The sequence below is a fragment of the Bacillus sp. FSL K6-2861 genome (assembly GCF_038630725.1).
GTDB classification, from domain to species: Bacteria; Bacillota; Bacilli; order Bacillales; family Bacillaceae; genus Bacillus; species Bacillus velezensis.
The window spans coordinates 2916788-2940770 of the sequence record NZ_CP152037.1; the positions used below are offsets into that span (position 1 = coordinate 2916788).

The following is a 23983-nucleotide window of genomic DNA, read 5'->3' on the forward strand; positions in this document are numbered from 1 at the left end:
TCGGACGGCCGCGGATTTATCCGGGTATTGAAGCTTCCAGTCTGGCACTTGGATCACGCCATACATTCGCCCATTTTTTCACAGCCGCAATGATAATCACAAGCCCGAGAATGAGCATGATAATGGATAAAACGCCATTCAGCACGTTGTATCCCGCCGCTTCGGGGTTCAAATACACATACCGCACCATCCAATAACCCGCATAGTTGACGGTCACGTACAAATAAGCGAGAGGAATCAGGCATGTCAGCATATAGCGCCGCTTATCCGCTATTTTTAATACGACGGTCGCACCGATAATTAAGCCGACAGACGCCATAAGCTGATTGGATACGCCGAACAGCGCCCAAATGGAGCTGATGTCGCCGGAATACAGAAGATAGCCCCACAGCAGGCAGGCGAGCGCGCTTGAGAAAATCGAGCCCGGCAGCCAGTCTGTTTTTTTCAGCGGCTTATAGACCTCTCCGAAAAACTCTTGAATCAAGTACCGGGCGACACGGGTTCCCGCATCAATCGCCGTTAAAATAAACACCGCTTCAAACATAATGACGAATTGAAAAAAGTATGAAGCCAAATGACTGAAAAACGGAATCTCCGTAAAGATATACGTCATTCCGACGGCAAGCGTAACAGCGCCGCCCGTTCTTCCTTCCAGACTGAGCCCGATTTCTTTACTCAATTCAGGCAGATGGACGACATTCATCCCGAGGGTGCGGAATATTTCAGGCGTGCTGTTAATAGCAAAATAGTCGGCGGGCTCAAGAGCGGCAGCTGCAATGAGCGCCATAATTCCGACGAGACATTCCACAAGCATCGCTCCGAAAGCAACCGGCTTTATATCACTCCATTTATCCAGCATTTTCGGCGTTGTGCCGGAACCGACAAATGCATGAAAGCCCGAAATGGCGCCGCAGGCAATCGTTATTGAAATAAACGGCCAGACAGGACCCGCGATCACCGGCCCTCCGCCGTGAATAAACTCCGTTACGGCCGGGAATTTAATGGCGGGATTGACGAAAAAGACGCCCGCGATCAAAGCGGCAAAAACCCCGATTTTCATAAAACTGCTTAAATAGTCACGCGGAGCCAGCAAAAGCCAAACCGGAAGCGCCGCGGCGAAAAATGCATAGACAGGAAGCGCCACTGCAAGCGTTTTCGCATCCAGTGTCAGCATGTCCCCGAGAGCCGTTGTCTGCAGCCACGGCCCGATTACAACACCGGCCATTAACAAAAGAAACCCGACAGTTGATGCGAGTTTGAGATTGCCCGTTTTTTTATAATAGAGGCCGACCCCCATCGCGATCGGAATCGTAATCCCCACCGCAAACGTTCCCCACGGGTTTTTCTCAAGCGCGTGCAGCACAACCATGGACAGCCCCGCCATCGTGATCGTAATGATAAACAGCATCGAGAGTCCCGTGCAAAAACCCGCCACCGGGCCGAGCTCTTCTTTGGCGACTTCAGAAAGCGTTTTCCCGTTTTTCCGCATTGATGCAAACAATACGACAATATCGTGCACCGCTCCTCCGATCACCGCCCCGATTAACAGCCATAAAAGCCCTGGCAGATAGCCGAACTGAGCTGCCAAAATCGGTCCGACAAGCGGGCCGGCAGCGGCGATTGCCGCGAAGTGGTGGCCGAATGACACCCACTTATTCGTCGGCACATAATCTTTCCCATCCTCAAGCGCATGGGCCGGAGTCGGTGTCTGATCATTGATTTTTAATACTTTGACCATCATAAAGGTACCGTAAAGCCGATAGGCGATCGCCAGAATACATATAGACGCTATGACGATTGTAATCGCATTCATTTAATCCCAGCCCCTTTTCTCTTTTTCTAAATATTATCACAATTATCAGATAACGGGAGATGATTTTTGCGTAAAAAAAAGCCGGCGACTAAGCCCGGCTTTTCGGAACATTATTTGCCTGATAAACGGATGACATTCCAGGACAGCGGAGTAAAATGAGCCGTTATCCCTTGAGCATTTGCCGAAGACGTTCCGTTTGAGTGAGGCGTGACTTCATTTCTGTTTTTTTGATTGGTCGCTTTCATATCCTGATGCTCCAGCACGATATGCTCAATGATGCGGTAATCTTCAAACCCTCTCAGCTTGATCTCCGTTTCCATCAGTTCCTTGCTTTTGTTGACGGCAAAAATGGTCAGGGCTTCATCCTCTTCATGGTAAACGGCCGCGGCATCAACATACGGCACATCCGTAAAGTCCGCCGAGTCGTATTTCGGGGAGGTAATCAGCAGCTTCATCGAAGTCCCTCTCCCGTAGACAGAGGCGTGCATGTAAGGGTAAAAGATCGGCTGCCTCCATGCTTCTCCGCCCTTTTCGGTCATGATAGGCGCAATTACGTTGACAAGCTGGGCGAGACAGGCGATCTTTAGTCTGTCCGCATGCTGCAGCATGGTAATCAGCAGTGAACCGATCAACAGCGCATCTTCAAAATTGTAGATGTCTTCAAGAATCGGCCGGGCCGTAATCCATGGCTCCACTTTTTTATCCGCTTCATTTGAGTGATACCACACATTCCATTCATCTAAAGAAAGGTGAATCGTTTTTTTGCTGCGTTTTTTCGCTTTCATATAATCACATACGGCTGTGACGGATTTAATAAAATGGTCTAAATCCATCGACTTCGCCAAATAGTTTTCAAGATCATTTTCATGGTTGCCGTAATACGTATGCAGTGAGATGTAATCCACATGCTCGTACGTATGCTCAAGCACCTCGGCCTCCCACTCGATGAAGGACGGCATGCCGCTGTTTGAGCTTCCGCAAGCCACCAATTCGATCGTCGGGTCCGTCCATTTCATCACCTTTGCCGTTTCAGCGGCGAGCCGTCCGTATTCATGCGCCGTTTTATGACCGATCTGCCAAGGGCCGTCCATCTCATTTCCTAAGCACCATGTTTTGATGCCGTAAGGTTTTTCATATCCGTGCGATTTTCGTAAGTCGCTCCAGTACGACCCTTCAGGATGGTTGCAGTATTCGACGAGGTTCCGGGCGGCATCGATCCCTCTCGTCCCGAGATTGACCGCCATATTCACTTCGGCGTTCACTTTTTTCGCCCACGTTAAAAATTCATTCGTCCCCACTTCGTTCGTTTCTGTCGTCTGCCATGCCAAATCAAGCCTCCGCGGGCGGTCCTTCACCGGCCCGACGCCGTCTTCCCAATTGTAGCCCGAGAGAAAATTCCCTCCCGGATAGCGGATGAACGGCACTTGCAATTCCTTGATTAACTCCTGCACGTCTGTTCTGAAACCGTCCTTGTCGGCTTTCGGGTGTCCGGGCTCATAAATGCCTTCATACACCGCCCGGCCCATATGTTCTATAAATGATCCGTACATCCGTTTGTCCACTTCACCGATGATATATTCTTTATCTGCTGTAATCCCCGCTTTTTTCATTATATTTCCTCCCTCTCTCTATCCCTTCACTCCGCCTACTGTGAGTCCGGAAATGAAGTATTTTTGGAAAAACAAGAATATGATGATCACCGGCAGTATCGCAAAAACGGACCCGGAAATCAGCATGTCATAGTTGTTGCCGTACGGACTCAGCAGCCCTGAAAGTCCGATTGGAAGCGTAAACATTTCTTTCGACCGAAGCACGATCAGCGGCCATAAAAAGTTATTCCAGCTGTTTAAAGATTGAAGAATGATCATTGCCCCGAATGCCGGTTTCATGAGCGGCGCCATAATTCTGAAAAAAATGCCGAATTCGGTGCAGCCGTCCATTCTCGCTGAATCAAGCAGATCCTTCGGAAGTCCGAGCGCATATTGCCGGAAAAAGAACACGGCGACAGGTGACACAATAAACGGCAGAATCACTCCCGTATAAGAATCGATCAAATGAAGACCCACCGTCAATTTGAACAACGGGAGCATCATCACTTCAAGAGGCACCATCATAATGATCAGCACAAGAACGAAAATAATATTTCTGCCTTTAAATTCGTAGACACCGAGTCCGTAGCCGATCAAAGAGGAAAAAAACAGCGTGAGAACCGTGGTGAGAACGCCGAGAAGCAGGCTGTTAAAAAACCATTTGAAATAAATGCTCCCCCCGTTGAACAAATAGGTGTAGTTATCAAGGCTCATCACATCCGGATCAAGGCGCAGATTCAGCCCGATGCGCATCAGCTCAGATGATGGCTTTAAAGAACCGAGCAATAGGCAGATCATCGGAAAGATATACAACAGGCTCAGCATGATAAAAAACAAGGTAAACGCGACTCTGTACACGGAAAACATGTGATTGTTACGCAACGCTTATCCCTCCCCTTTAAACGAACCGGACAGTTTCAGTGAAACAAGACTGACTAGTAAGATGACAAGCAAAAGGACAATTCCGATTGCGGCCCCGTACCCCATTTCGTTGTATGCAAGCCCCTGCTGATATAAATAACCGACAAGCGTGAGGCCGATATTGCCCGGGGAATTATTCTGCCAAAGCACATAGCTTTCCTCAAACATTCTGAAACCGCCGATAATACTGATCGTTAACACATAAACGGACACCGGCTTTAAAAATGGAAGGGTAATATGCCGGAACTTTTTCCACGTGCTCGCCCCGTCAATTTCAGCCGCTTCATACAATTCTTTCGGCACGTTTTGCAATCCCGCCAGAAAGTAAAGAATGTTAATCCCCATCCACCTCCATGACGCAAGCAGCACCATTAAAAACATGCCGGTACCTTTGTTGTTGAGCCAGTTTTGGGGTGATGCGCCAAGCTTCATCATCAGCTCGTTTGCAAGCGACGTATTCATTTCTCCGAACATCAGACGGAAAATAATCCCCGCTACGATCGTCGATGTTAAAGCCGGTACAAACAGAGCCGATTTAAACACATTTCTGAACCTGACGAGCTTCGAATTCAGAATCACCGCCAAAAGAAGCGGCACCGGAATCAGCACGATCAGCGTCCAGAAGGTATATTCCAATGTGTTAAATAATGCCGTATAAAAGGTTGGATTAAGAAGAGCGGTATAATTGGAAAACCCGACAAATGTAACTTCTCCCGGCAGTATCCGCTGAAAGCTCATGATAAACACGCTGATAATCGGATACAAAAAGAAAACGAGAAACGAAATGATAAATGGCGCCGTAAACAGATAAGGCGCCGCTTTTTTTGAATACAGCACATTGCGCCGGCGCGGCTTCTTCCGGACTGCAGAAACGGTTTGCGCTGTCTCTGTCTTTACAGGTCTCATAAAAGCTCCCCCGCTTTCACTGTTAAATAGGGCGGCTTCTCCTATTTCTCTAATTGCTCTGCCGCCTCGTCCAAGGCTTCCTTAGGTGTTTTTTCCTGCGTCTTCAGCGCATCGAACAGCACTTGTCTGACAACGAGATCAGCCGCTTTAGAGAAGTCTTCATGCAGATAAATCGGATTGATCTCATCTTTTATTTCAAGGAGCGAGGAAAAAATTGACGTACCGTTCCGGAAGAAATCCGTGTACTTGTTTTTCTCCTTCAATTCTTTTGAATCCCACACGTCCCAGCGGAGCGGGTCAAAGCCGAGCACCGTCCAAAGCTTTATATTCCCTTCCTTCGAACCTTTCGCAAAACCGAGAAATTCTTTCGCGAGCTTCAGATGTTCAGCCTGCTTCGGCACAACGGTGGCTGTTCCGCCTAAACCCGCTGATCTGTCACCGCCTTCTTTCCAGGCCGGCATAGGGTAAATCGCCATTTTGCCTTTTAAATCAGGCATATAATCGATAAACCGTCCCATGTACCAAATGGGCATCAGCACTGAGGCTGCCCCGCCCTGATTCATAAAACCGTAGTATTCTTCGCTGTGATGGCCGCCGCCGGGAGCCGGCAGAAGGGTTTTATCATTTACCATGTCCTTTACATAATTCAGTGTGTCTGTATTCGTCTTGCTGTTCAGAATCAATTTTCCGTTTTTGCTGTAGTAGCCTGACCCTTGCTGCGAAATCATGGATAGGAATGTGGCGGAGTCGTTTGTTTCAACCGTTCCCATCGGTTTCCCAGCGGCCTCACGCACTTTTTTCCCTGCCCGCCGGTAATCTTCCCATGTCTTAATGGAGGCGGGATCAACGCCCGCTTTTTTCATGATATCCATGTTGTAAAACATGACGGTCGTCCCCACATGTGTATCAAGGCCGTACAATTTTCCGTTTTTGCTGTATAAGGCCAGACGCGCTTCCACAAACTTATCGCGGTCTTTTTCAATCAGCGGCGTCAGATCGGCAAGCGGGATATCCTTCCCCTTCAGAAAGTTCGAAAACCGGCTTAATTCCACGTCGGCTATATCGGGAAGCCCCTCACCCGCGATCAGCGAAACCGATAAATTATCATGCATTTGTCCATAAGGATAAACAACGGTATTCAGCTTGATTTTGCGATCCGGGTATTTCTGATTCCATTCTTTGACCATTTCCTGATAAAACTGTTCGTGCAGACCGTTAAACGTCCAAAACGTCAGCTCCGTTTCTCCCGGCCGGCCGGCAGTCCGTTTTTGTGAACAGCCGGCGGTAAACAAGAAGAGCATCATCAGCACCAAACATACAGCGGTCGTTTTTTTCATGTCATTACCCCTTCCACTTTAGGCCGTGCGGCTATTGATGCAAATGATGTGCAAAGAGCGCTGCATTTTCATTTATGATGGTTAAACCGGTATAACGGTCTCTCAGTGTGTGCGCATGCTTAAGCGCATCGCTGACAAGGTCCTGTTTTACACCGATCTCATCGAAACAGGCGGGACCTCCCGCAGATGCGAGCCACCCGGCAATTGTCTTGCCGTCGGGAAGCCCTTCATATGCAGATTGAATCGCCTCGCGAAAGTGCGGCGGCAGTTCCGCAAGCTTTTCGTGACAAGCCAGTTCTTTGTAAATATCACTCAGCACCGCGCACGCACAGCCGACCTTCGCACCATGGAGAATCGGAGGCTGTTTTGCCTTCAGCATTTCCATCTCAATCCAATGCGAGATGTGATGTTCTCCTCCTGAGGCGGGGCGGGAGTGGTCAAGCGCAAGCATGACAAGACCCGAAACGATCAGCGCTTCCATCAGCATCTGAATGCCGGCCTCCGTTCCCATGGCAATAGCAGCGCGGTGATCAATGCACTGCCAAAGCGCGTCTTTCACAAGCTTCGCCCCGGCTTCTGAGTACGGCTCACCCGCAAGCCTGCGGGAAATCTCCCAATCTGCCAGCGATGTTATTTTTCCGAGCATGTCTCCGAAGCCCGCGGCTGTCATTGAACGGGGCGCTTCTTTTAATACATTCGTATCCGCAAATAAGGCGATCGGCGCTTTCGTTTGAATCGTCGTTTTGATTCCGTTTAATATGAGCGGCGCTCCCGCCGACGTAAAACCGTCGACTGACGGAGCGGTGGGGAATGAGATAAACGGCAATCCGCGCTGGCAGGCGGCAAACCGCGTAATGTCGTGAATCGTTCCTGAACCGGCCGCAATGATGACATCCGTCTCTTCCGCGAGATTGATCAGCGTATAGACCAGTGTCCTCTCATCAGCCGCGGCGGCCCCGGCTTCATGCTCCGGAATGATGACTTTTGACGCTTTGATCCCGCCTGCCCTCAATTCGTCCGCAAGCAGACGCCCCGCCGCCTCGTACGTGTTCCGGTCACAGACGATGACCGGATGATTCCAGCATTTTTTTTGCAGAAATCTGAGAAGCTCTTCTTTTGCATTCGCCCCGATCACGATATCTTCTATTTGAATCGGTGAGCGGCTGGCCCCTTCCTTGTCAAACTCGGATTGAATGTCCTCAGGAGAACGTTTCATGAAAGGATTCCCTCCTTCGCTAATTCTGTCAGGTCTTTAATAGAATCAAGGACGATGTCAGGTTCATATAGACGGGGCTCCCCAAGTTTGGCCGACCCCGTCAGAACCAATACGCTTTTCATCCCGTACAGGCTGCCCATTGCGATATCTGATTCGAGGCTGTCTCCGATAATGGCGCATTCCTCAGGGGAAGTCCGAGCGCTTCACATGCCGCCTCAGCCATCAGCCAAGACGGTTTGCCGATGACAAGCTCCGTTTTTGCTCCGGCGGATGCTTCAATGGCCCCGATCATTCCCGCGACATCCATGGCATGGCCGCCTTCATTCGGAAAGGAGCGGTCCCGGTTCGTGGCGATGATGCGCGCGCCGGAGGAAGCCGCCTTAAAAGCGAGATTCAGATCCTCATAGGTGACGGTTTCATGCAGGGAGATGACAAGCCAGTCTGCCGCCTGCGGGTTTTGCGCCAGGGCGACACCCGCTAAAGCGAGTTCATCAGTCAGCCCTTTCTCTCCTAACACCCACGCCTTTGACAAAGGATAATGCTTCTTTAAAAATGATGCCGTCACACTGGAGGACAGCACGATGCTCCGTTCATCCGTGCGGATACCGGCACCCAGCAGTTTCTTTCGGCACATTGCTCTTGATAGATTGCCGCGGTTGCTTAAAAAGACAACGGCTTTGCCCAGTGACTGAAGGGTATGAACGGCTTCTTTTGCGCCGTCAATCAGCTCCCGCCCCCTGAATACGGTTCCGTCTAAATCAATCAGAAACCCGGCTGCGTCAAGTTTGGCCATAATAAGCATTCGCCCCGTGTTTTCTGTAAAAATGCTTATCATGCAGCACTCTGTCGATCGGACTGAGCTGTTTGTTCAGCATAAGCGAATGGTAGGCCATTTCCGCTACCGTTTCGAGCACAACGGCGTTATGCAGGGCATTCAGCGCATCCGTTCCCCAGCAGAACGGGCCGTGGCTGTGGACGAGGACACCCGGATTTTGTTCATACGGTTCGTTTTGAAAGGTTTCGGCTATGACTTTGCCTGTATGATATTCGTAATCTTTCACAATTTCTTCTTCATACATTTCCCTCGTGCAGGGTATAGCGCTTTCAAAGTAATCCGCGTGAGTCGTTCCGAGAGCGGGTATGTCTCTTCCGGACTGCGCCCAGCTCGTCGCCCAGCGGGAGTGCGTATGAACGATTCCGCCGATAGCCGGAAACGCTTTATACAGATAAAGATGGGTCGGCGTGTCAGAAGACGGTTTCAGCGAGCCTTCGAGAATGTCTCCGTCCTCATTCAGGACGACCAGTTTGTCAGCGGTCAGCTCACTGTAATCGACACCGCTCGGTTTAATGACGATTCTCCCGCTCTCTCTGTCAATGCCGCTGACATTCCCCCATGTAAACGTGACAAGGTTATGTTCCTCAAGCTTCAGATTGGCAGCGAGCACTTCTTCTTTTAACGCTTCAAGCATGGCGGCTCCCTCCTTTCGCAAAATCACGGTTTTTAATGGCTTTCAGGCGTTTCATGACATTGTTTTCTTTGCCGAAGTAGTGAACGAGCTCTTTATATTCCGCATATAAGCTGTCATAAATCTCAGCTCTTTTTCGATCCGGGACATAAGAGCCGTCTTTTAATTTCCCCATATGCGCACATGCTTCAGCAATATTGGAGTATCCCCCGTTTTCCCGTCCCGCGGCGAGCGCTCCGAAAATCGCGGAGCCCAGTGCCGGCGCCTGCGGAGACCCGGATAATTGAATGTCCATATTTGTGATGTCTGCATAAATCTGCATGACAAACGGATTTTTTTCGGCGATTCCTCCGGCTGCGTAAAGCTCCTCGACCGGAACGCCGTTTTCCCGAAACGTTTCGATAATCATCCTCGTTCCGAACGCCGTCGCTTCAATCAATGCCCTGTAGATTTCTTCCGGCTTCGTGTGCAGCGTCATGCCGAGCATCATGCCCGTCAAATCGGCGTCCACCAAGGTTGACCGGTTTCCGTTCCACCAGTCAAGCGCGAGAAGGCCGCTTTCCCCCGGAACAAGTTCAGCTGCTTTTTTGCTGAGCAGCTCGTGAATGTCTATGTGTTTATCCTCAGCTTCCTTCTCATAGTCTCTCGGAACGCACGTTTTGACGAACCATTCAAAGTGGTCGCCGACACAGGACTGTCCCGCTTCATATCCCGCATATCCGGGCAAGATGCCGTTATTGACGACCCCGCACATACCGGGGACGATATGTTCTTCCTCGCCGAGCAGCACATGGCAGGTAGACGTTCCCATAATCATCAGCATTTTCCCCGGCTCTGTAATACCGACCGCGGGCACTGACACGTGGGCGTCGACATTGGCGACGGCAACGGCCGTCCCCGGCAGAAGCCCGGTCAGCTCCGCCATTTTTTCGGTCAAACCTCCTGCCTTTTCCCCGACTGAATAAATGGTGCCGCTTAATTTATCTTTTGTAATCGTTTTCATTAACGGGTTGAGCTTTTCAAAAAAATGATCCGGCGGATACCCCGTCTCCTCATTCCAGATTGCTTTGTAGCCGGCCGTGCAGTTGCTTCGCTTCAATGAACCGCACAATTGATAGACGATCCAGTCTGCCGCTTCCACAATCCGATCTGCCGCCTTGTATATATGCGGCGCTTCTTCCGCGATTTGCATGATTTTCGGGATCATCCATTCAGAAGAAATTTTACCGCCGTATCTTTTAAGGAATGTTTCTTTTGTGTCTTCGGCAATCGTGTTCAAACGGTCTGCATGTTTTTGAGCCGCATGATGCTTCCACAGCTTCACATAACTGTGGGGCTCCCGTTCAAATTCCGTCAGCATACAAAGCGGCTGCCCCGCACCGTCTATCGGCAAAATCGTGCAGGCGGTAAAATCAATTCCTATGCCGATCACGTCTTTTGGATCAGCGCCCGCCTCTTGAAGCAGGTTCGGAATCGCCGTTTCCAGAACTTCGATATAATCGGCAGGATGCTGAAGCGCCCAGTCCCGAGGGAGTTTTTCACCCGTCTTCGGCAGCGTGCGGTCAATGACGGCATGAGTATATTCTTTTACCGCAGACGCGATTTCTTCGCCCGTGCGGACATTGACAAGCACCGCCCGGCCGGACAATGTGCCGAAATCAACACCAATCGTATACGCCATATCAATTCCCTCCCAGCCGGTATAATACGTCATTCCATTTCAGCTCTTTTTTCAGCTCATGTATTTCGGTATTGCGGGAAATAAAGATGCTTTCAATGCCTGCCATCTCAGCCCAGTCAAGCATCTGTTCAGCCGTAAGCCGGAAGGACATACAAGTATGATGGGCGCCTCCCGCCAAAATCCATGCTTCCGCAGCTGTTTTCAGCGATGGCTCCGGCTTCCATAGCACCCGCGCCACAGGGAGATTCGGCATATCATGATCAATCTCCCTGCCTTCCGCTTCATTCAGAATGAGACGGAATCGCCCGCCGATATCAATGATGCTGGCGATGATGGCTGAACCACCGATTCCGTTAAAGACCAACCGGGCCGGATCTTCCTTCCCTCCGATTGAGAGAGGATGGACTTCGATTTTCGGCTGATCAAGGGCGATCGTCGGACATACTTCAAGCATATGTGATCCGAGAATCATCGCACGCCCCGGTTCAAAATGGTACGTATAATCTTCCATGAAGGAGGTTTGTTCTCCGTCCGCCATTATTTTCATCATTCGCACAAGGGCAGCCGTTTTCCAATCGCCTTCGCCGGCAAATCCGTACCCTTTTTCCATGAGACGCTGAACGGCAAGACCCGGAAGCTGCTTCATTCCGTGCAAAACTTCAAAGGAGGTCGAAAACGCTGTATATCCGCCCCGTTCGAGAAAGGCCGTTAATCCGAGTTCAATTTTCGCCTGTTCTTTAATGGAAGCAACTTTTGCTTCATCCCGTTTTGTTTCGCCGCTGATGACATACAATTTGTCGTATTCCTCATAAAGCGCCTCAATTTCTCCGTCGGTGACGTTGTTCATCACCTCGGTAAGATCGCCGATTCCGTACCCGTCAACCTGCCAGCCGAATTGGATGTGGGCGCCGACTTTGTCTCCGTCAGTAACCGCCACATTCCGCATATTGTCGCCGAACCGGGCTACTTTAATATTCCTGCTTTCATTCCAGGCGGCAGCAGTGTTCATCCATTGCGAAATGTCATGTTTGACTTCCTCATCATCCCAATAGCCTGCGATGACTTTTCTCGTCTGCCCCATTCTTGACTGGATATACCCGTATTCCCGGTCTCCGTGAGCGGATTGGTTGCTGTTCATAAAGTCCATATCAATCGTTTCCCACGGGATGTCGCGGTGATATTGGGTATGCAGATGAAGCATCGGCTTTTGAAAAGCGGAAAGACCTTCAATCCACATTTTCGCAGGGGAAAATGTATGCATCCATGTCACGACCCCGGCACAGTTTTCTTGATACTGCGCTTCCCGCAAAACCTCTCTGATCGTTTCAGATGACGTGACAACCGGTTTATGCCTGATCTTGTATCTTGATGACACCCCGCTGAGGCCGTCACATATTCCCTTTGCGTGTTTATCGACAAGCTGCAGCGTTTCCTCTCCGTATAAGTGCTGGCTTCCCGTTACAAACCAAAATTCATATTCTTTGTTCTGAAGCACATTCATTTCCCCTTCCCATCAAAATAAAGCGCTTGCATTTTTAAAAACATACGTACGAATATAAACTATAAAACTTTCATCCTTTTATTTGTACGAACAATTTTATTATAGTTAAGGAGGAATCAAACTGTCAATCTTTTATTGCAAGTAAAAAAGCCGGACACACATGCCCGGCTGATCAATTAATAGGAAGGCCAGCCTGAACTCCAATTGATATCATTGATGAGCATCTTCGGAATTCCGCTGTTTTCGGCATCATACGCATGACGCACTAAAATATTTCCGTTCACAATGTCTTGACCGCCCGGGCCTTTCCAGCGGTCATTGCCGGAGTCAAGAATCGTCCCTCCGCCTTCTGACATGCTTTTCCCGCTTTTATCGAGATATGGTCCGGTGATGCTTTTGGATCTTCCATAAGCGATTTTGTACGTACTATTCACGCCTGAACAGCATTTATCAAACGACACCATTAAGTAATAGTAGCCGTTCTGGTAGGTGATGGCCGGCGCTTCCAAAGCTCCGCCGTTATTCGGTCTGGCAGCGATGGAATAAAGTGATCCCGTCGGTTTCATTGTATTTTTATCAAGCTTTGTCAGCTTAATGCCGCTCCAAAAAGAACCGAAGGCAAGCCAAGGGTTTCCGTCTTTATCAATTGTCAGCTCCGGATCAATTGCATTGTAGTTATCGGCGCTTGTTGAACGGATGACGAGCCCTTCGTCCTTCCAGTTTCCCGAACTGAGGCTTGTAGATGATGCAAGACCGATCGCGGAGGTATTTTTGCCGAATGAAGAAACGGCATAATACAGCCAATACTTTCCGTTAAAATATTGAACATCGGGGGCCCATTGATTCAGCCCGTAATTCGGCACATAATTGCCCCACCATGACAGCGGGGAAGTAAAGATTGATTTCTGAACGGTCCATACGCCGCCGCTGCCCGCCTTTAAGACGCGAAGCCCCCTCTCCCCTTCCAAACCGGTTCCGAAAGCGTACCACGTGTTTCCTTCCTTCGCCATTGTCGGATCGTGAAGCAATTCATTTGATGCCCCCCAAAACGCGGCAGATGCCGGAGATGAAGACATCAGCAGCAGACCGGCTGTAACGGCTGCGCATGAAAAGCGGATCATGCGTCTGAATCTGTTTTTCATTTGTAAACCCTCCCCTTTTTTAAAGCGCTTTCAAAAAAAACGTGTTGTCAGATTTTTCTATGTCTTCTCTTATTGTAGACGCAGGGCTCATATTTGTACAGACAAAAAAAAGAATCTGCTTAAAAAAGCAGATTCTTCCGTATCTTTATTGATAAGTAATACGGTCAACCGTTTCCCGGTCTAATTTTTTAATCACTTCTGTGATCAATTTTACCGTATTCTCATAATCATCCCGATGCAAAATAGCGGCATGAGTGTGAATGTAGCGCGTCGCGATCGTAATGGACAGCGCCGGCACTCCGTTTGCGGTTAAATGAATGGAACCTGAATCCGTGCCCCCTCCGGCAATGGAATCGAATTGATACGGAATTCCCGCTTCTTCCGCCGTGTTCACGACAAGGTCGCGCAGCCCTTTGTGAGATACCATTGACGCGTCATACAGAATAATTTGCGGCCCTTCGCCGATTTTGCTTTGTGCCTCTTTTTCAGAAATTCCCGGTGTATCTCCGGCAATTCCGACATCCACACCGAACGCGATATCAGGCTGAATCGTATGTGCCGCTGTTTTCGCCCCGCGAAGCCCGACTTCTTCCTGAACCGTTCCGACCCCGTATACTTCATTCGGATGATCGCTGTTTTTCAGATTTTTTAATACATCGATGGCAATCGCGCAGCCGATACGGTTGTCCCATGCCTTCGCCAATAAATGTTTTTCATTGTTCATCACTGTAAATTCAAAATACGGCACAATCTGGTCACCCGGAAGAACGCCCCATTCCATTGCTTCTTCACGGCTGGACGCCCCGATATCGATGAACATCTCTTTAATATCGGCGGCTTTTTTTCTGGCGTCAGGAGGCAGAATGTGAGGCGGTTTCGAACCGATGATCCCCGTGATGTCCCCTTTTTTTGTCACGACGGTGACGCGCTGGGCCAGCATGACCTGAGACCACCAGCCGCCGACGGTTTGAAAGCGGAGAAAGCCTTTATCAGTGATTTGCGTCACCATAAAACCGACTTCGTCTAAATGCCCTGAGATCATGATTTTCGGACCGTTTTCTTTGCCGGTTTTTTTGGCGATTAAGCTTCCCAGCCGGTCTGTTGTGACATCATCAGCAAATGGTTCTATGTATGATTTCATCACTTGTCTTACTTCTCTCTCATTTCCCGGTATCCCTTTTGCATCCGTTAACGCTTTCAGCATGGTGAGCGTTTCATCTAATTTTGTCATCAATAGACCTCCTTTTTTTCACTACCCTTCTTATTATACAAAACCAATGCTGAAGCATACGATTAATTCGCCTGAAAAACGGGTAAATGTTTTTATCTATTTCTTTTAAAAAAATGAAACCTTTTGTTTTGTTTTTCGTATTACATCAGATCATGACAAAGGTGAGGAGGTGCCTTCACACATATGGCCATTACAGTATTGAGGATTGTCTTGCTTGCACTTCTTATTTATTTTATTTACATGGGCGTCAAATTTTACGCAAACCCGAAAAGAAGGCTCAGACTGGCGCAATCAAAAGAGAATTTTTATTTTATTGACGAACAGAAAAACACGCGAAAAAATCTCCAGCTTACTTATAAAGGAGTGCTCTTTGAAGGAGAAAAGCATATCCCTTCCAAAGATCATCCGCTGTTTATTCATACGATATTTGTATGGACCGAAAATCCGGAAAAGCTGAACTGCTTTTCTGCAGGTGATTTTGAAGAAGTCGAAAAAAAGGTATTGGAGCGGTATCCGAATTGCAAGATTGATTGGGACCAGCCCATCAAAAAAGCGAAAAAAGCAGGCGAGCGATAAGCTCTCCTGCTTTTTATGTTTTATACACCAAATACATCAGCACAAGGGCGGCTTCAGTGAGAAAAAGCAGCGGCACCCCGTATAAAAAGGATTTGTGTTTCGTCTTATGCCTGAAGGTGCGCATGCCGATCCATACGCCGAGTGAGCCGAACATGGCGGCTGTGAGCCATATTCGTTTCTCTGATATTCTCCACCGGTGCGCCTTTGCTCTTCTTTTATCAGCGCCCATGATCCAAAAGCCGTATCCGTTTATCAATACGGCGTAAATGAAGAGAGCCATTGATTGTCACCCTTTACGTAAAAAAACCGCTCCCGGAAAGAGAGCGGCTTTTTCAACTTACTTGTCTAACTGAGCTTTAGCAGCATCAGCAAGCTGATTGAAAGCAGTAAGATCGTTTACAGCAAGATCAGCAAGCATTTTGCGGTTTACTTCGATGCCTGAAAGCTTAAGACCGTGCATTAAACGGCTGTAAGAAAGACCGTTCATACGTGCAGCAGCGTTGATACGAGTGATCCAAAGCTTACGGAAATCACGTTTTTTCTGACGGCGGTCACGGAATGCATAGTTTCCTGATTTCATGACCTGCTGGTTTGCTACTTTGTATAATGTATGTTTTGAACCGAAATAACCTTTTGCTAATTTAAGAACCTTTTTACGACGCTTACGTGTAACAGTTCCGCCTTTTACTCTTGGCATTAGATTTCCCTCCTAATTGTTCCTTGTCCGATTACTTGATGTTGGCAAGCTGTTGTTTAATGCGTTTGAAGTCTCCTGCGCTCACAATAGCACCCTTGCGAAGCTTACGCTTTTGCTTTTGGGATTTGTTGGCGAATAAGTGACTTGTGTATGCATGAGAACGTTTTAACTTCCCAGAACCTGTCTTTTTAAAACGTTTAGCAGATCCGCGGTGAGTTTTCATTTTTGGCATGGGATTTCCTCCTTATTGCTTTTCGTTTTTCGGCGCGAGCATTAAGAACATGCTGCGGCCGTCCATTTTTGGTTTTGTTTCGACTGTCGCAACTTCCGCACATGCTTCAGAGAAACGGTCCAATACACGCTGGCCGATTTCTTTATGAGTGATTGCGCGCCCTTTAAAGCGGATAGAAGCTTTCACTTTATCGCCTTTTTCAAGGAATTTAATCGCATTGCGCAATTTCGTGTTAAAGTCATGCTCATCGATCGTCGGACTTAATCTAACTTCTTTTAAGTTAATGATTTTTTGATTTTTGCGTGCTTCTTTGTCCTTTTTCTGCTGCTCGAATCTGAACTTACCGTAGTCCATGATGCGGCAGACAGGCGGTTTTGCATTTGCTGCAACTAACACAAGGTCAAGATTTGCGCGGCCGGCGATTTCAAGTGCTTCCTGACGGGACTTGATGCCGAGCTGATCGCCATTTTGTCCGATCAGACGAACTTCACGTGCACGGATACCCTCATTAACCAATTGATCTTTGCTAATAATGAGCCACCTCCATAGTTTCTTCGAATTGATTCACAACGCTTGTTGACTGCATTCTGCAGGCAAACAAAAAGTGCGGGCATGACAACACACCCACACTACGAACATCTGCATAAATAAAAATGTACGGTCAACCTGCCAACTACATGAATGTGTCAATCAGGTGAGAAGCGGGTGCCTCTGCTTGTGATTTATATTCAATTCAATAACTATTCTACACAATACCGGATCATTAGTCAAGAATGACTTCTCCGGATCAACTTTTTCATTTTAACACGATGCCGGGGCGAGCGCAAGGAAAAATGTGAAATTTCGTTCTTTGCCGCCCGCGGACGTGCCAACACAATAAAAAACCCGGATCTATACCCGGGTTTATCCTCCGATGAGCTGAACGAATACCGGAATGACCAGCACCGTCACCACTCCTACGACGACAACCGCGATACTTGCCATTGCCGCTTCTACTTCCCCCATCTCAATACCGACCGCAACACCGAGTGCGTGTCCGGATGTGCCGAGAGCCAGTCCCTTAGAGATTGGGTGTTTCACTTTAAACAATTTTAAGAATAGAGCGCCCAGAGCATAGACGATAACGGCGTTGAAAATAACGGCGAAAGCGGTGATGTCGGTGATGCCGCCGATTCCTTTTGACAGCGGAAGGGCAATTGCCGTTGTCGCCGCCTGCGGAAGCATGCTTTTCATAACGGCCGCGTCAAGATGAATGCCTTTTGCGATCAAATAGACAATCGTGACTGAGCAGATAGAGCCGACAATGATAGAAGACATGATCTGCCACCAGTATTTTTTCAGTTTGTCACGCTGTTTGTATAAAGGGATCGCAAAAGCGATCGTCGCGGGCTCCAGGAAGAATTTAATAATGTCTCCCCCGCTTTTATAATCTTCATATGAAAAACCGCCGAGCTTCAGAAAAAGGATTCCAAGCACCATCGCGACAAACAGCGGGGTGAAGAGGAAAAAGCCTCTCGTTTTTTTAAATAAATACGTGCCGATGCCAAAGGCCGCAAGTGAAACGACAATACCGAAATATGGACTCATCCGATTTCCCTCCTAATGCTGCACAAGTTCTTTTTCCTGATTGGAACGGCGCACCGTTTGTTTTTCAGGAGCTGCCTTCTGACGTTTTTGGCTGACAGACAAGATCAGCTGAGAAAAAAGGCCCGTCGCCCCTAACAGAATGATGGTAGCGAGTAAGATGACGAGTGCGATCTGCACGCCGTACTGCTGCATGACGCCAAGTGAATTCATCACGGAGATGCCCGACGGGACAAATAAAAATCCGATCAGTGACGTTAATGATGTTCCCAGCGTTTCTACTTGTTCAAGCTTAATCACTTTCAGGCATAAGAGGACAAATAATAACACCAAACCTACTACGGAAGCGGGTATAGGAATGGGGACAATCGCTGCAATCCCATTAGATATGAGCATAATTACGGCAAAAATAAATGCTTGTGTCAGAAATCCGTACACTTTTTTCGCACTCATTTTCTTCACCTCTTTCTCTTTGTTAGGTTCATTATAAAAGAGAAATCGCCTTTTAAAGCGCTTTCATAACAAACGGCTGAATATTCATTCTGAAATGCAAAAAACGGCTGCTGAAATGCAAAAGCCGCCTCATATAATATGAAGCAGCTTTTTTAAGTCCTTGGCGTATGTACGGCTGACGGGAATTTTAGAGCCGTCTTTTAAGATAAGATTGTACGTCGAATTAAACCACGGATGAATTTCCGTAATATGCTCCGTATTCACGATGAACGCGCGGTGCACTCTCAAGAAACCCGTATCAGGCAGTTTTTTCTCAATGACCGCCAAAGTTTCATGAACGGAATAAGACGCGGCAAACGTTTTAACGGAAACGTGTCCGTCCTCCATGCCGGCGAAAATAATGTCCTTCGTATCTAAAATGACAATAGATTCACCGGCTGATACAGCCAGTTTATGCGCTCCGGCTGCGGACGGCTGCTCTGAGACGGCTCCTGCCCTGTCCCGCTTCACTCTTTTAAACTTTCTGATCGTCTGGCGCACTCTTTCTTCATCAAAAGGCTTCGTTAAATAATCGAGCGCGTCGACTTCAAAGGCTTTTAAAGCAAATTGGTCATACGCCGTCGCAAAAACGACGGCCGGCGGATTTTTCATGTTTTTCAGCCGTTTGGCAATGTCAAATCCGTTTTCTCCTGACAAATCAACGTCCAAAAACAGCAGATCCGGTTTTTGATCCATCATACTGTCAAAAGCGGATTCAATATTTTCAGCTTCGTTTATGTCACTTACTTCATTCGTCCGTTTCAGCAAATAAGCTAATTCATCTCTTGCCAGCATTTCATCATCAACGATTAACACCTTCAGCATGTTCTTCTCCTTTAGTCATCAGTTTCAAAGGCAGCTCAAATGATACGTCCGTACCTTTGCCGGCCTCACTTTCCAATCGCAGGGCTGCTTTGGGGCCGAACAGCCCGATCAGCCGTTGATTTAAATTGTAAAGCGCGGTTCCCGTCCCTTCTTTAGACGGCAGCGGACGGTTTCCGAGCACGGACAGCAATTCCGGATCAATTCCCCGCCCGTTATCTCCAACCCGCATTAAAACCGACTGACCGGCGGATACCACGCTGACATTGACGGCACAGCTGTCCTGCTTTCTTGAAAATGCATGGCGGAGCGCATTTTCGACGAGAATCTGCAGCACAAAAGGAGGAATTTCGATGTCCTCCAAACCGCGTTCGATTTCAAGACTGATTTTATATTTCCCGGGAAAACGGGCCTGCTCCAATGATAAATACGCCTGCAGATGGTTCAGTTCTTTAGAAAGCGGGATGAGCAGCTGCCTTGCCCCCTGCAGATTGGAACGGAAATAGACGCTCAGCTGCAGCAGAAGCTTTCGGGTTTTTTCCACATCCGTACGGCAAAGAGCAGAAATCGTATTGATCGCATTAAACAGAAAATGCGGATTGACCTGTGCCTGAAGCGCCTTTATTTCTGCGTCTTTCAGCAATTTGCTCTGCAGTTCCGCCTCGCCGAGTTCAAGCTGGGTGGAAAACAGCATGGCGAGTCCTTCTGCAAGCTCTTCTTCAACCCGGCTTAAACCTGACGGGCTTTTAAAGTACATTTTCAACGTCCCGATCGTTTTGCCGTTTGACGTCAGCGGCAATACGATCGCCGCATGCAGCGGACAGGGATCGTGCGTGCATTCAATTTCTTCCTTCGATGTCGCTTTCATAATATGACCCGTTTTAATGACACGTTTTGACAATCCGGTGATCAGGCTTTCAGACGGAATATGATGGTCGGCACCCGCGCCGACGTGCGCCAAAATCTTTTCGTTATCCGTAAGCGATACCGCGTCCGTTCCTGTTTGCCTGTGAATGATGGCGGCGACGCTTTTGCATGAGCTTTCATTCAGCCCCTGGCGGAAAAACGGAAGCGTCTGGTCTGCAATCATCAGCACCCTGTGGGTTTCAAGGGCTCTCGCCCGTTCTTCCTTCCGGATAATCGACTGAATGATCGAAAGAAAAATAAAAGTCCCTGACCCGTTTACCAATATCATCGGGATGCCGATGATGCTCACAAGCGTCCAAGCATCAGAAAACGGCTTGGCCATCAAGAGGATGAGCAGCATTTGCAGCGATTCCATCCCGAGTCCGACAAGCGCGGCCACCCGCGGTGTCGGCATCGCATAGCGTTTTCTGAAATACCGTCCGATCCAGCCGGACAAAATGCCCGCTAAAACGGATGAGACGGCACAGCTGACTGCGGTCGCGCCGCCGAGTGATAAACGATGCAGGCCGGCCAGTATGCCGACGCCGATCCCCACATACGGGCCGCCTAAGAGTCCGCCGATTTCAACGCCCATAATTCTTGTATTGGCAATTGAACCGGACGGATTAATTTGAAACACCCAGTCATTATTCATGATTGTATTCCGCTGAATTTCTATTCCCGTATAGTTGCTGATGATACTGAACAGCGAGAAAATTGAAATCAGCACCGCTTTGCCTTTATAGCTCTCAGGCTGCTGGAGCGCCTGTCTGAACAATCTAGTATGAGCCAGAACAAATCCCAATATGACGATAATTCCGACTCTTTCCAGCATCATGATGATCAAATGCAGCATACTTTTCACCTGTTCTTTCAAATTTTATTTTATCACGTTTTAGAGCCTGAGACAGAATCTGACACAAACCTGCCTGTTTTTTTCAAATCATCTGAAAACAAATCTTTCACAGTCTATATATCTATTGTAGAATAAACGGGAGCCTTGCGGCAGAGAGTTTCAGAATATAACAAAGAGGAGAAGATCATGAAAGCCGTATTTTTTGATTTGGACGATACACTGTTATGGGATGAAAAAAGCGTCAGAACAACATTCAGGGAAACATGTTTACAAGCGGAAAAAAAATATGGCCTTGACCCGCATACATTTGAAGATGCGGTTCGGAAAGCGGCACGGGAATTGTATATGTCATACGAAACCTATCCTTATACGGTCATGATCGGCATTAATCCGTTTGAAGGATTGTGGGCGAATTTTTCCGAGCCGGTCAGCGAAGGATTTAAACAGCTGAATCGGATTGCCCCGGAATACAGACGAAACGCCTGGACGAACGGCTTAAAAAGCGTCGGTATAGACGATGCGGCTTACGGCGAATATTTGGCGGAGTTTTTCGCGGCGGAACGCAGACAGCGTCCGTACGTGTATGATGAAACGTTTGCGGTGCTTGATAAGCTGAAAGGTGTTTATGAATTGCTTCTGCTGACAAACGGCGATCCCAGCCTGCAGAAAGAAAAACTCGCCGGCGTTCCTGAGCTCGCGCCTTATTTTAATGAAATCGTCATCTCAGGCGCTTTCGGAAAAGGGAAACCCGACGCCTCCATATTCGAACATTGCCTCGGGCTCCTGAACCTGAAAAAAGAAGACGCCATTATGGTCGGAGATAACCTCAATACTGATATATTGGGAGCGAAACGGGCAGGCATTACGACAGTCTGGGTAAACCGGACGCAAAAGAAAAATGATACGGACATTGCGCCTGATTACGTGATCAGCGATCTTCACGAGCTGTTTGCGATTATAGAGAAACAAAAAGAAAGATAATGTTATACGCAAAAAAACCCCATTCTGAATGAACGGGGTTTTTGTATTTCCGGTTATTTTTTCGCTTCGGCTACAGCCTTTTTCACAAAATCGTCCAATGAGACGGTTTCTGATTTCTGCTCGCCGTATTTCCGGACGTTTACCGCGCCGTTTTCCGCTTCTTGGTCACCGACCACAAGCATGTACGGGATTTTTTGCATTTGCGCTTCACGGATTTTATAGCCGATTTTTTCGTCCCGGCTGTCAAGCTCGACACGCAGGCCTTCGCGCTGCAGGCGCTCCTGCACTTTTTTCGCATAGTCAAGATGCACGGACGGTGATACAGGAATGACTTGGAATTGCACCGGCGCAAGCCATGTCGGAAGGGCGCCTTTGTGCTCTTCGATTAAGAAAGCAACGAAACGCTCCATCGTTGACACGACGCCGCGGTGAATAACGACAGGGCGGTGCTGTTTGCCGTCTTCTCCGACGTAAGTGAGATCAAAGCGTTCCGGAAGAAGGAAGTCAAGCTGTACAGTTGACAATGTCTCTTCTTTGCCGATCGCCGTTTTCACCTGCACGTCAAGTTTAGGGCCGTAAAACGCCGCTTCGCCTTCCGCTTCATAATAGTCGTGCCCCATCTCATCCATTGCCGCCTTCAGCATGGATTGCGCTTTGTTCCACATCTCATCATCATCAAAATATTTTTCCGTGTCTTCAGGATCGCGGTAAGACAGGCGGAATGTGTAATCATTCAGGCCGAAGTCTTCGTATACGTCTTGAATCAAACGGACCGTGCGGATGAATTCTTCTTTAATCTGATCAGGGCGGACGAAAATGTGCGCGTCATTTAACGTCATGCCGCGTACGCGCTGAAGACCTGAAAGCGCCCCGGACATTTCGTATCGGTGCATCGTTCCCAGCTCTGCAATCCGGATCGGAAGCTCGCGGTAGCTGTGAATGTCCTGCTTGTAAATCATCATATGGTGAGGACAGTTCATCGGACGGAGCACGAGTGTTTCATTGTCCATTTCCATCGGCGGGAACATCGTATCCTGATAATGATCCCAATGGCCCGATGTTTCGTACAGGTCTTTGCTTCCGAGAACAGGCGTATAGACGTGCTCATAACCGAGGCTCAGCTCTTTATCCACAATGTAGCGCTCGATCACGCGGCGGATGGTCGCGCCTTTCGGCAGCCAGAGCGGCAGACCTTGTCCGACTTTTTGAGAGTTGGCAAACAATTTTAATTCTTTGCCCAGTTTTCGGTGGTCGCGCTCTTTCGCTTCTTCAAGCATGCGCAAATGCTCTTTCAAGTCATCCTTTTTAAAGAAGGCCGTGCCGTAAATGCGCTGAAGCATTTGGTTTTTGCTGTCGCCGCGCCAGTATGCGCCCGCAAGGCTCAGCAGCTTAAATTCTTTAATTTTGCCTGTAGACGGCACGTGCACGCCGCGGCACAGGTCAAAAAATTCGCCCTGCTCATAAATGGAGACCGTTTCGTCTTCAGGGATGGCATCCAGCAGTTCAAGCTTCAGATTATCGCCGATTTCCGCAAACATGGCTTTTGCTTCATCACGGCTCACTTCTTTTCGGATAATCGGCAGATTTTCACCGACGATGCGTTTCATTTCTTTTTCAATCTTCGGAAGGTCATCCGGCGTCAGCGCCTGCTCCATTTCAATGTCATAATAGAACCCGTTTTCAATGACGGGGCCGACTCCGAATTTCACATCTTTATAAATGCGTTTAATCGCCTGGGCCAATAAATGCGCCGTGCTGTGCCGCATGATGTTCAAACCTTCTTCTGTGCCTTCTGTTATGATTTCTACGGCACCATCCTCTTGAATCGGCGTTCTTAAATCAATTTCCTGTCCGTTCAGTTTTCCGGCTAAAGACTTTTTCTTTAATCCCGGACTGATGGATGCCGCGATATCTTCTGTTGTTGTTCCTTTCGGAAATTCCTTTACCGCTCCGTCCGGAAATGTGATGTTGATCATATCTGACATCTTCGTCACTCCTTTTTTTATGCAAATCAAAAACCCCGCCCCCTATGAA

General features: G+C 48.3%; 22 protein-coding genes, 1 pseudogene and 1 other annotated feature. Of the genes and pseudogenes, 2 read left to right on the plus strand and 21 right to left on the minus strand.

Going from position 1 to position 23983, the window contains the following annotated elements; all coding sequences use genetic code 11:
* Window positions 1–16 precede the first annotated feature (16 nt).
* The 12 genes and pseudogenes from cstA to NYE62_RS14440 all read right to left on the minus strand — a co-directional run bounded on the left by cstA (window position 17) and on the right by NYE62_RS14440 (window position 14803).
* The gene (gene cstA, locus NYE62_RS14385) at window positions 17–1813 is read right to left on the minus strand and encodes a carbon starvation protein CstA (protein WP_144663892.1); all 1797 of its coding nucleotides are present in this window, start codon (window positions 1811–1813) and stop codon (window positions 17–19) included.
* 110 nt (window positions 1814–1923) lie between these two features.
* Window positions 1924–3423, minus strand: a complete 1500-nt coding sequence (locus NYE62_RS14390) for an alpha-N-arabinofuranosidase (RefSeq protein WP_144663891.1) — start codon at window positions 3421–3423, stop codon at window positions 1924–1926.
* Window positions 3424–3441: 18 nt separating this feature from the next.
* A complete protein-coding gene (locus NYE62_RS14395; protein WP_007612991.1) occupies window positions 3442–4269 on the minus strand; it encodes a carbohydrate ABC transporter permease in 828 nt (275 codons plus the stop codon).
* A gap of 18 nt (window positions 4270–4287) precedes the next feature.
* A complete protein-coding gene (locus NYE62_RS14400; RefSeq protein ID WP_039254282.1) occupies window positions 4288–5229 on the minus strand; it encodes a sugar ABC transporter permease in 942 nt (313 codons plus the stop codon).
* A 41-nt stretch (window positions 5230–5270) separates the two neighbouring features.
* Window positions 5271–6566: an ABC transporter substrate-binding protein gene (locus tag NYE62_RS14405; RefSeq protein ID WP_020956177.1), complete on the minus strand. Its 1296-nt coding sequence runs from the start codon at window positions 6564–6566 to the stop codon at window positions 5271–5273.
* Window positions 6567–6597: 31 nt separating this feature from the next.
* Window positions 6598–7782 (minus strand): sn-glycerol-1-phosphate dehydrogenase, encoded by a 1185-nt coding sequence (locus NYE62_RS14410; protein WP_007408103.1) that lies wholly within the window; start codon window positions 7780–7782, stop codon window positions 6598–6600.
* Window positions 7779–8575, minus strand: a pseudogene (locus NYE62_RS14415) (HAD-IIA family hydrolase). The gene NYE62_RS14410 and the pseudogene NYE62_RS14415 overlap by 4 nt, the downstream one beginning before the upstream one ends.
* Window positions 8562–9251, minus strand: a complete 690-nt coding sequence (araD, locus tag NYE62_RS14420; RefSeq protein ID WP_003152509.1) for an L-ribulose-5-phosphate 4-epimerase — start codon at window positions 9249–9251, stop codon at window positions 8562–8564. The pseudogene NYE62_RS14415 and the gene araD overlap by 14 nt, the downstream one beginning before the upstream one ends.
* Window positions 9244–10929, minus strand: a complete 1686-nt coding sequence (gene araB, locus NYE62_RS14425; protein ID WP_144663889.1) for a ribulokinase — start codon at window positions 10927–10929, stop codon at window positions 9244–9246. Before araB ends, araD begins: the two co-directional genes overlap by 8 nt.
* A 1-nt stretch (window position 10930) precedes the next feature.
* Window positions 10931–12424, minus strand: coding sequence for an L-arabinose isomerase (gene araA, locus NYE62_RS14430; RefSeq protein WP_039063432.1), 1494 nt, complete (start codon window positions 12422–12424; stop codon window positions 10931–10933).
* Between the two features lie 182 nt (window positions 12425–12606).
* Window positions 12607–13572, minus strand: a complete 966-nt coding sequence (locus NYE62_RS14435) for a glycoside hydrolase family 43 protein (protein ID WP_144663888.1) — start codon at window positions 13570–13572, stop codon at window positions 12607–12609.
* A gap of 145 nt (window positions 13573–13717) precedes the next feature.
* Window positions 13718–14803 (minus strand): M42 family metallopeptidase, encoded by a 1086-nt coding sequence (locus NYE62_RS14440; protein ID WP_007408096.1) that lies wholly within the window; start codon window positions 14801–14803, stop codon window positions 13718–13720.
* A 183-nt stretch (window positions 14804–14986) separates the two neighbouring features.
* Here NYE62_RS14440 and NYE62_RS14445 point away from each other — a divergent pair, with 183 nt between their 5' ends.
* The gene (locus NYE62_RS14445) at window positions 14987–15379 is read left to right on the plus strand and encodes a sigma-w pathway protein ysdB (protein ID WP_265451127.1); all 393 of its coding nucleotides are present in this window, start codon (window positions 14987–14989) and stop codon (window positions 15377–15379) included.
* Between the two features lie 13 nt (window positions 15380–15392).
* Here NYE62_RS14445 and NYE62_RS14450 read toward each other — a convergent pair whose 3' ends face one another.
* The 8 genes from NYE62_RS14450 to NYE62_RS14485 form a co-directional block, all read right to left on the minus strand.
* Window positions 15393–15659 carry a DUF1294 domain-containing protein gene (locus NYE62_RS14450; RefSeq protein WP_060562715.1) on the minus strand — a complete coding sequence of 89 codons (267 nt, stop codon included), beginning with the start codon at window positions 15657–15659 and terminating at the stop codon, window positions 15393–15395.
* Between the two features lie 57 nt (window positions 15660–15716).
* Complete coding sequence (gene rplT / locus NYE62_RS14455; RefSeq protein ID WP_003152495.1) at window positions 15717–16076, minus strand: 50S ribosomal protein L20; 360 nt, start codon at window positions 16074–16076, stop codon at window positions 15717–15719.
* Between the two features lie 31 nt (window positions 16077–16107).
* The gene (rpmI, locus tag NYE62_RS14460) at window positions 16108–16308 is read right to left on the minus strand and encodes a 50S ribosomal protein L35 (protein ID WP_003152493.1); all 201 of its coding nucleotides are present in this window, start codon (window positions 16306–16308) and stop codon (window positions 16108–16110) included.
* Window positions 16309–16320: 12 nt separating this feature from the next.
* A complete protein-coding gene (gene infC, locus NYE62_RS14465; protein ID WP_071543361.1) occupies window positions 16321–16842 on the minus strand; it encodes a translation initiation factor IF-3 in 522 nt (173 codons plus the stop codon).
* A 58-nt stretch (window positions 16843–16900) separates the two neighbouring features.
* Window positions 16901–17031: a sequence feature (ribosomal protein L20 leader region), on the minus strand.
* Between the two features lie 180 nt (window positions 17032–17211).
* Complete coding sequence (lrgB, locus tag NYE62_RS14470; RefSeq protein WP_007408093.1) at window positions 17212–17895, minus strand: antiholin-like protein LrgB; 684 nt, start codon at window positions 17893–17895, stop codon at window positions 17212–17214.
* Between the two features lie 12 nt (window positions 17896–17907).
* On the minus strand, window positions 17908–18345 hold the full coding sequence (gene lrgA, locus NYE62_RS14475; RefSeq protein WP_007408092.1) for an antiholin-like murein hydrolase modulator LrgA: 438 nt from the start codon (window positions 18343–18345) through the stop codon (window positions 17908–17910).
* A gap of 129 nt (window positions 18346–18474) precedes the next feature.
* Window positions 18475–19209 (minus strand): LytTR family transcriptional regulator DNA-binding domain-containing protein, encoded by a 735-nt coding sequence (locus tag NYE62_RS14480; RefSeq protein ID WP_007408091.1) that lies wholly within the window; start codon window positions 19207–19209, stop codon window positions 18475–18477.
* The gene (locus tag NYE62_RS14485; protein ID WP_007408090.1) at window positions 19187–20968 is read right to left on the minus strand and encodes a sensor histidine kinase; all 1782 of its coding nucleotides are present in this window, start codon (window positions 20966–20968) and stop codon (window positions 19187–19189) included. Before NYE62_RS14485 ends, NYE62_RS14480 begins: the two co-directional genes overlap by 23 nt.
* A 186-nt stretch (window positions 20969–21154) precedes the next feature.
* Between NYE62_RS14485 and NYE62_RS14490 the strand changes: the two genes are divergently transcribed.
* Window positions 21155–21949 carry an HAD family hydrolase gene (locus NYE62_RS14490; protein WP_015240354.1) on the plus strand — a complete coding sequence of 265 codons (795 nt, stop codon included), beginning with the start codon at window positions 21155–21157 and terminating at the stop codon, window positions 21947–21949.
* A 53-nt stretch (window positions 21950–22002) separates the two neighbouring features.
* Here the strand turns inward: NYE62_RS14490 and thrS are convergent, their stop codons facing one another.
* Window positions 22003–23934 carry a threonine--tRNA ligase gene (thrS, locus tag NYE62_RS14495; protein ID WP_043021587.1) on the minus strand — a complete coding sequence of 644 codons (1932 nt, stop codon included), beginning with the start codon at window positions 23932–23934 and terminating at the stop codon, window positions 22003–22005.
* Between the last annotated feature and the right edge of the window lie 49 nt (window positions 23935–23983).

Coding starts and splice junctions, on each gene's coding strand:
- thrS (WP_043021587.1), bottom strand. CDS start 23,934: ATGTCAGATATGATCAACATCACATTTCCGGACGGAGCGGTAAAGGAA.
- NYE62_RS14395 (WP_007612991.1), bottom strand. CDS start 4,269: ATGTTTTCCGTGTACAGAGTCGCGTTTACCTTGTTTTTTATCATGCTG.
- NYE62_RS14410 (WP_007408103.1), bottom strand. CDS start 7,782: ATGAAACGTTCTCCTGAGGACATTCAATCCGAGTTTGACAAGGAAGGG.
- NYE62_RS14405 (WP_020956177.1), bottom strand. CDS start 6,566: ATGAAAAAAACGACCGCTGTATGTTTGGTGCTGATGATGCTCTTCTTG.
- lrgB (WP_007408093.1), bottom strand. CDS start 17,895: ATGAGTCCATATTTCGGTATTGTCGTTTCACTTGCGGCCTTTGGCATC.
- NYE62_RS14390 (WP_144663891.1), bottom strand. CDS start 3,423: ATGAAAAAAGCGGGGATTACAGCAGATAAAGAATATATCATCGGTGAA.
- NYE62_RS14485 (WP_007408090.1), bottom strand. CDS start 20,968: ATGCTGCATTTGATCATCATGATGCTGGAAAGAGTCGGAATTATCGTC.
- araD (WP_003152509.1), bottom strand. CDS start 9,251: ATGCTTGAAGCGTTAAAAGAAGAAGTGCTCGCTGCCAATCTGAAGCTT.
- NYE62_RS14490 (WP_015240354.1), top strand. CDS start 21,155: ATGAAAGCCGTATTTTTTGATTTGGACGATACACTGTTATGGGATGAA.
- NYE62_RS14435 (WP_144663888.1), bottom strand. CDS start 13,572: ATGAAAAACAGATTCAGACGCATGATCCGCTTTTCATGCGCAGCCGTT.
- rplT (WP_003152495.1), bottom strand. CDS start 16,076: ATGCCAAGAGTAAAAGGCGGAACTGTTACACGTAAGCGTCGTAAAAAG.
- cstA (WP_144663892.1), bottom strand. CDS start 1,813: ATGAATGCGATTACAATCGTCATAGCGTCTATATGTATTCTGGCGATC.
- lrgA (WP_007408092.1), bottom strand. CDS start 18,345: ATGAGTGCGAAAAAAGTGTACGGATTTCTGACACAAGCATTTATTTTT.
- NYE62_RS14450 (WP_060562715.1), bottom strand. CDS start 15,659: ATGGCTCTCTTCATTTACGCCGTATTGATAAACGGATACGGCTTTTGG.
- NYE62_RS14445 (WP_265451127.1), top strand. CDS start 14,987: ATGGCCATTACAGTATTGAGGATTGTCTTGCTTGCACTTCTTATTTAT.
- rpmI (WP_003152493.1), bottom strand. CDS start 16,308: ATGCCAAAAATGAAAACTCACCGCGGATCTGCTAAACGTTTTAAAAAG.
- NYE62_RS14440 (WP_007408096.1), bottom strand. CDS start 14,803: ATGACAAAATTAGATGAAACGCTCACCATGCTGAAAGCGTTAACGGAT.
- NYE62_RS14480 (WP_007408091.1), bottom strand. CDS start 19,209: ATGCTGAAGGTGTTAATCGTTGATGATGAAATGCTGGCAAGAGATGAA.
- araB (WP_144663889.1), bottom strand. CDS start 10,929: ATGGCGTATACGATTGGTGTTGATTTCGGCACATTGTCCGGCCGGGCG.
- NYE62_RS14400 (WP_039254282.1), bottom strand. CDS start 5,229: ATGAGACCTGTAAAGACAGAGACAGCGCAAACCGTTTCTGCAGTCCGG.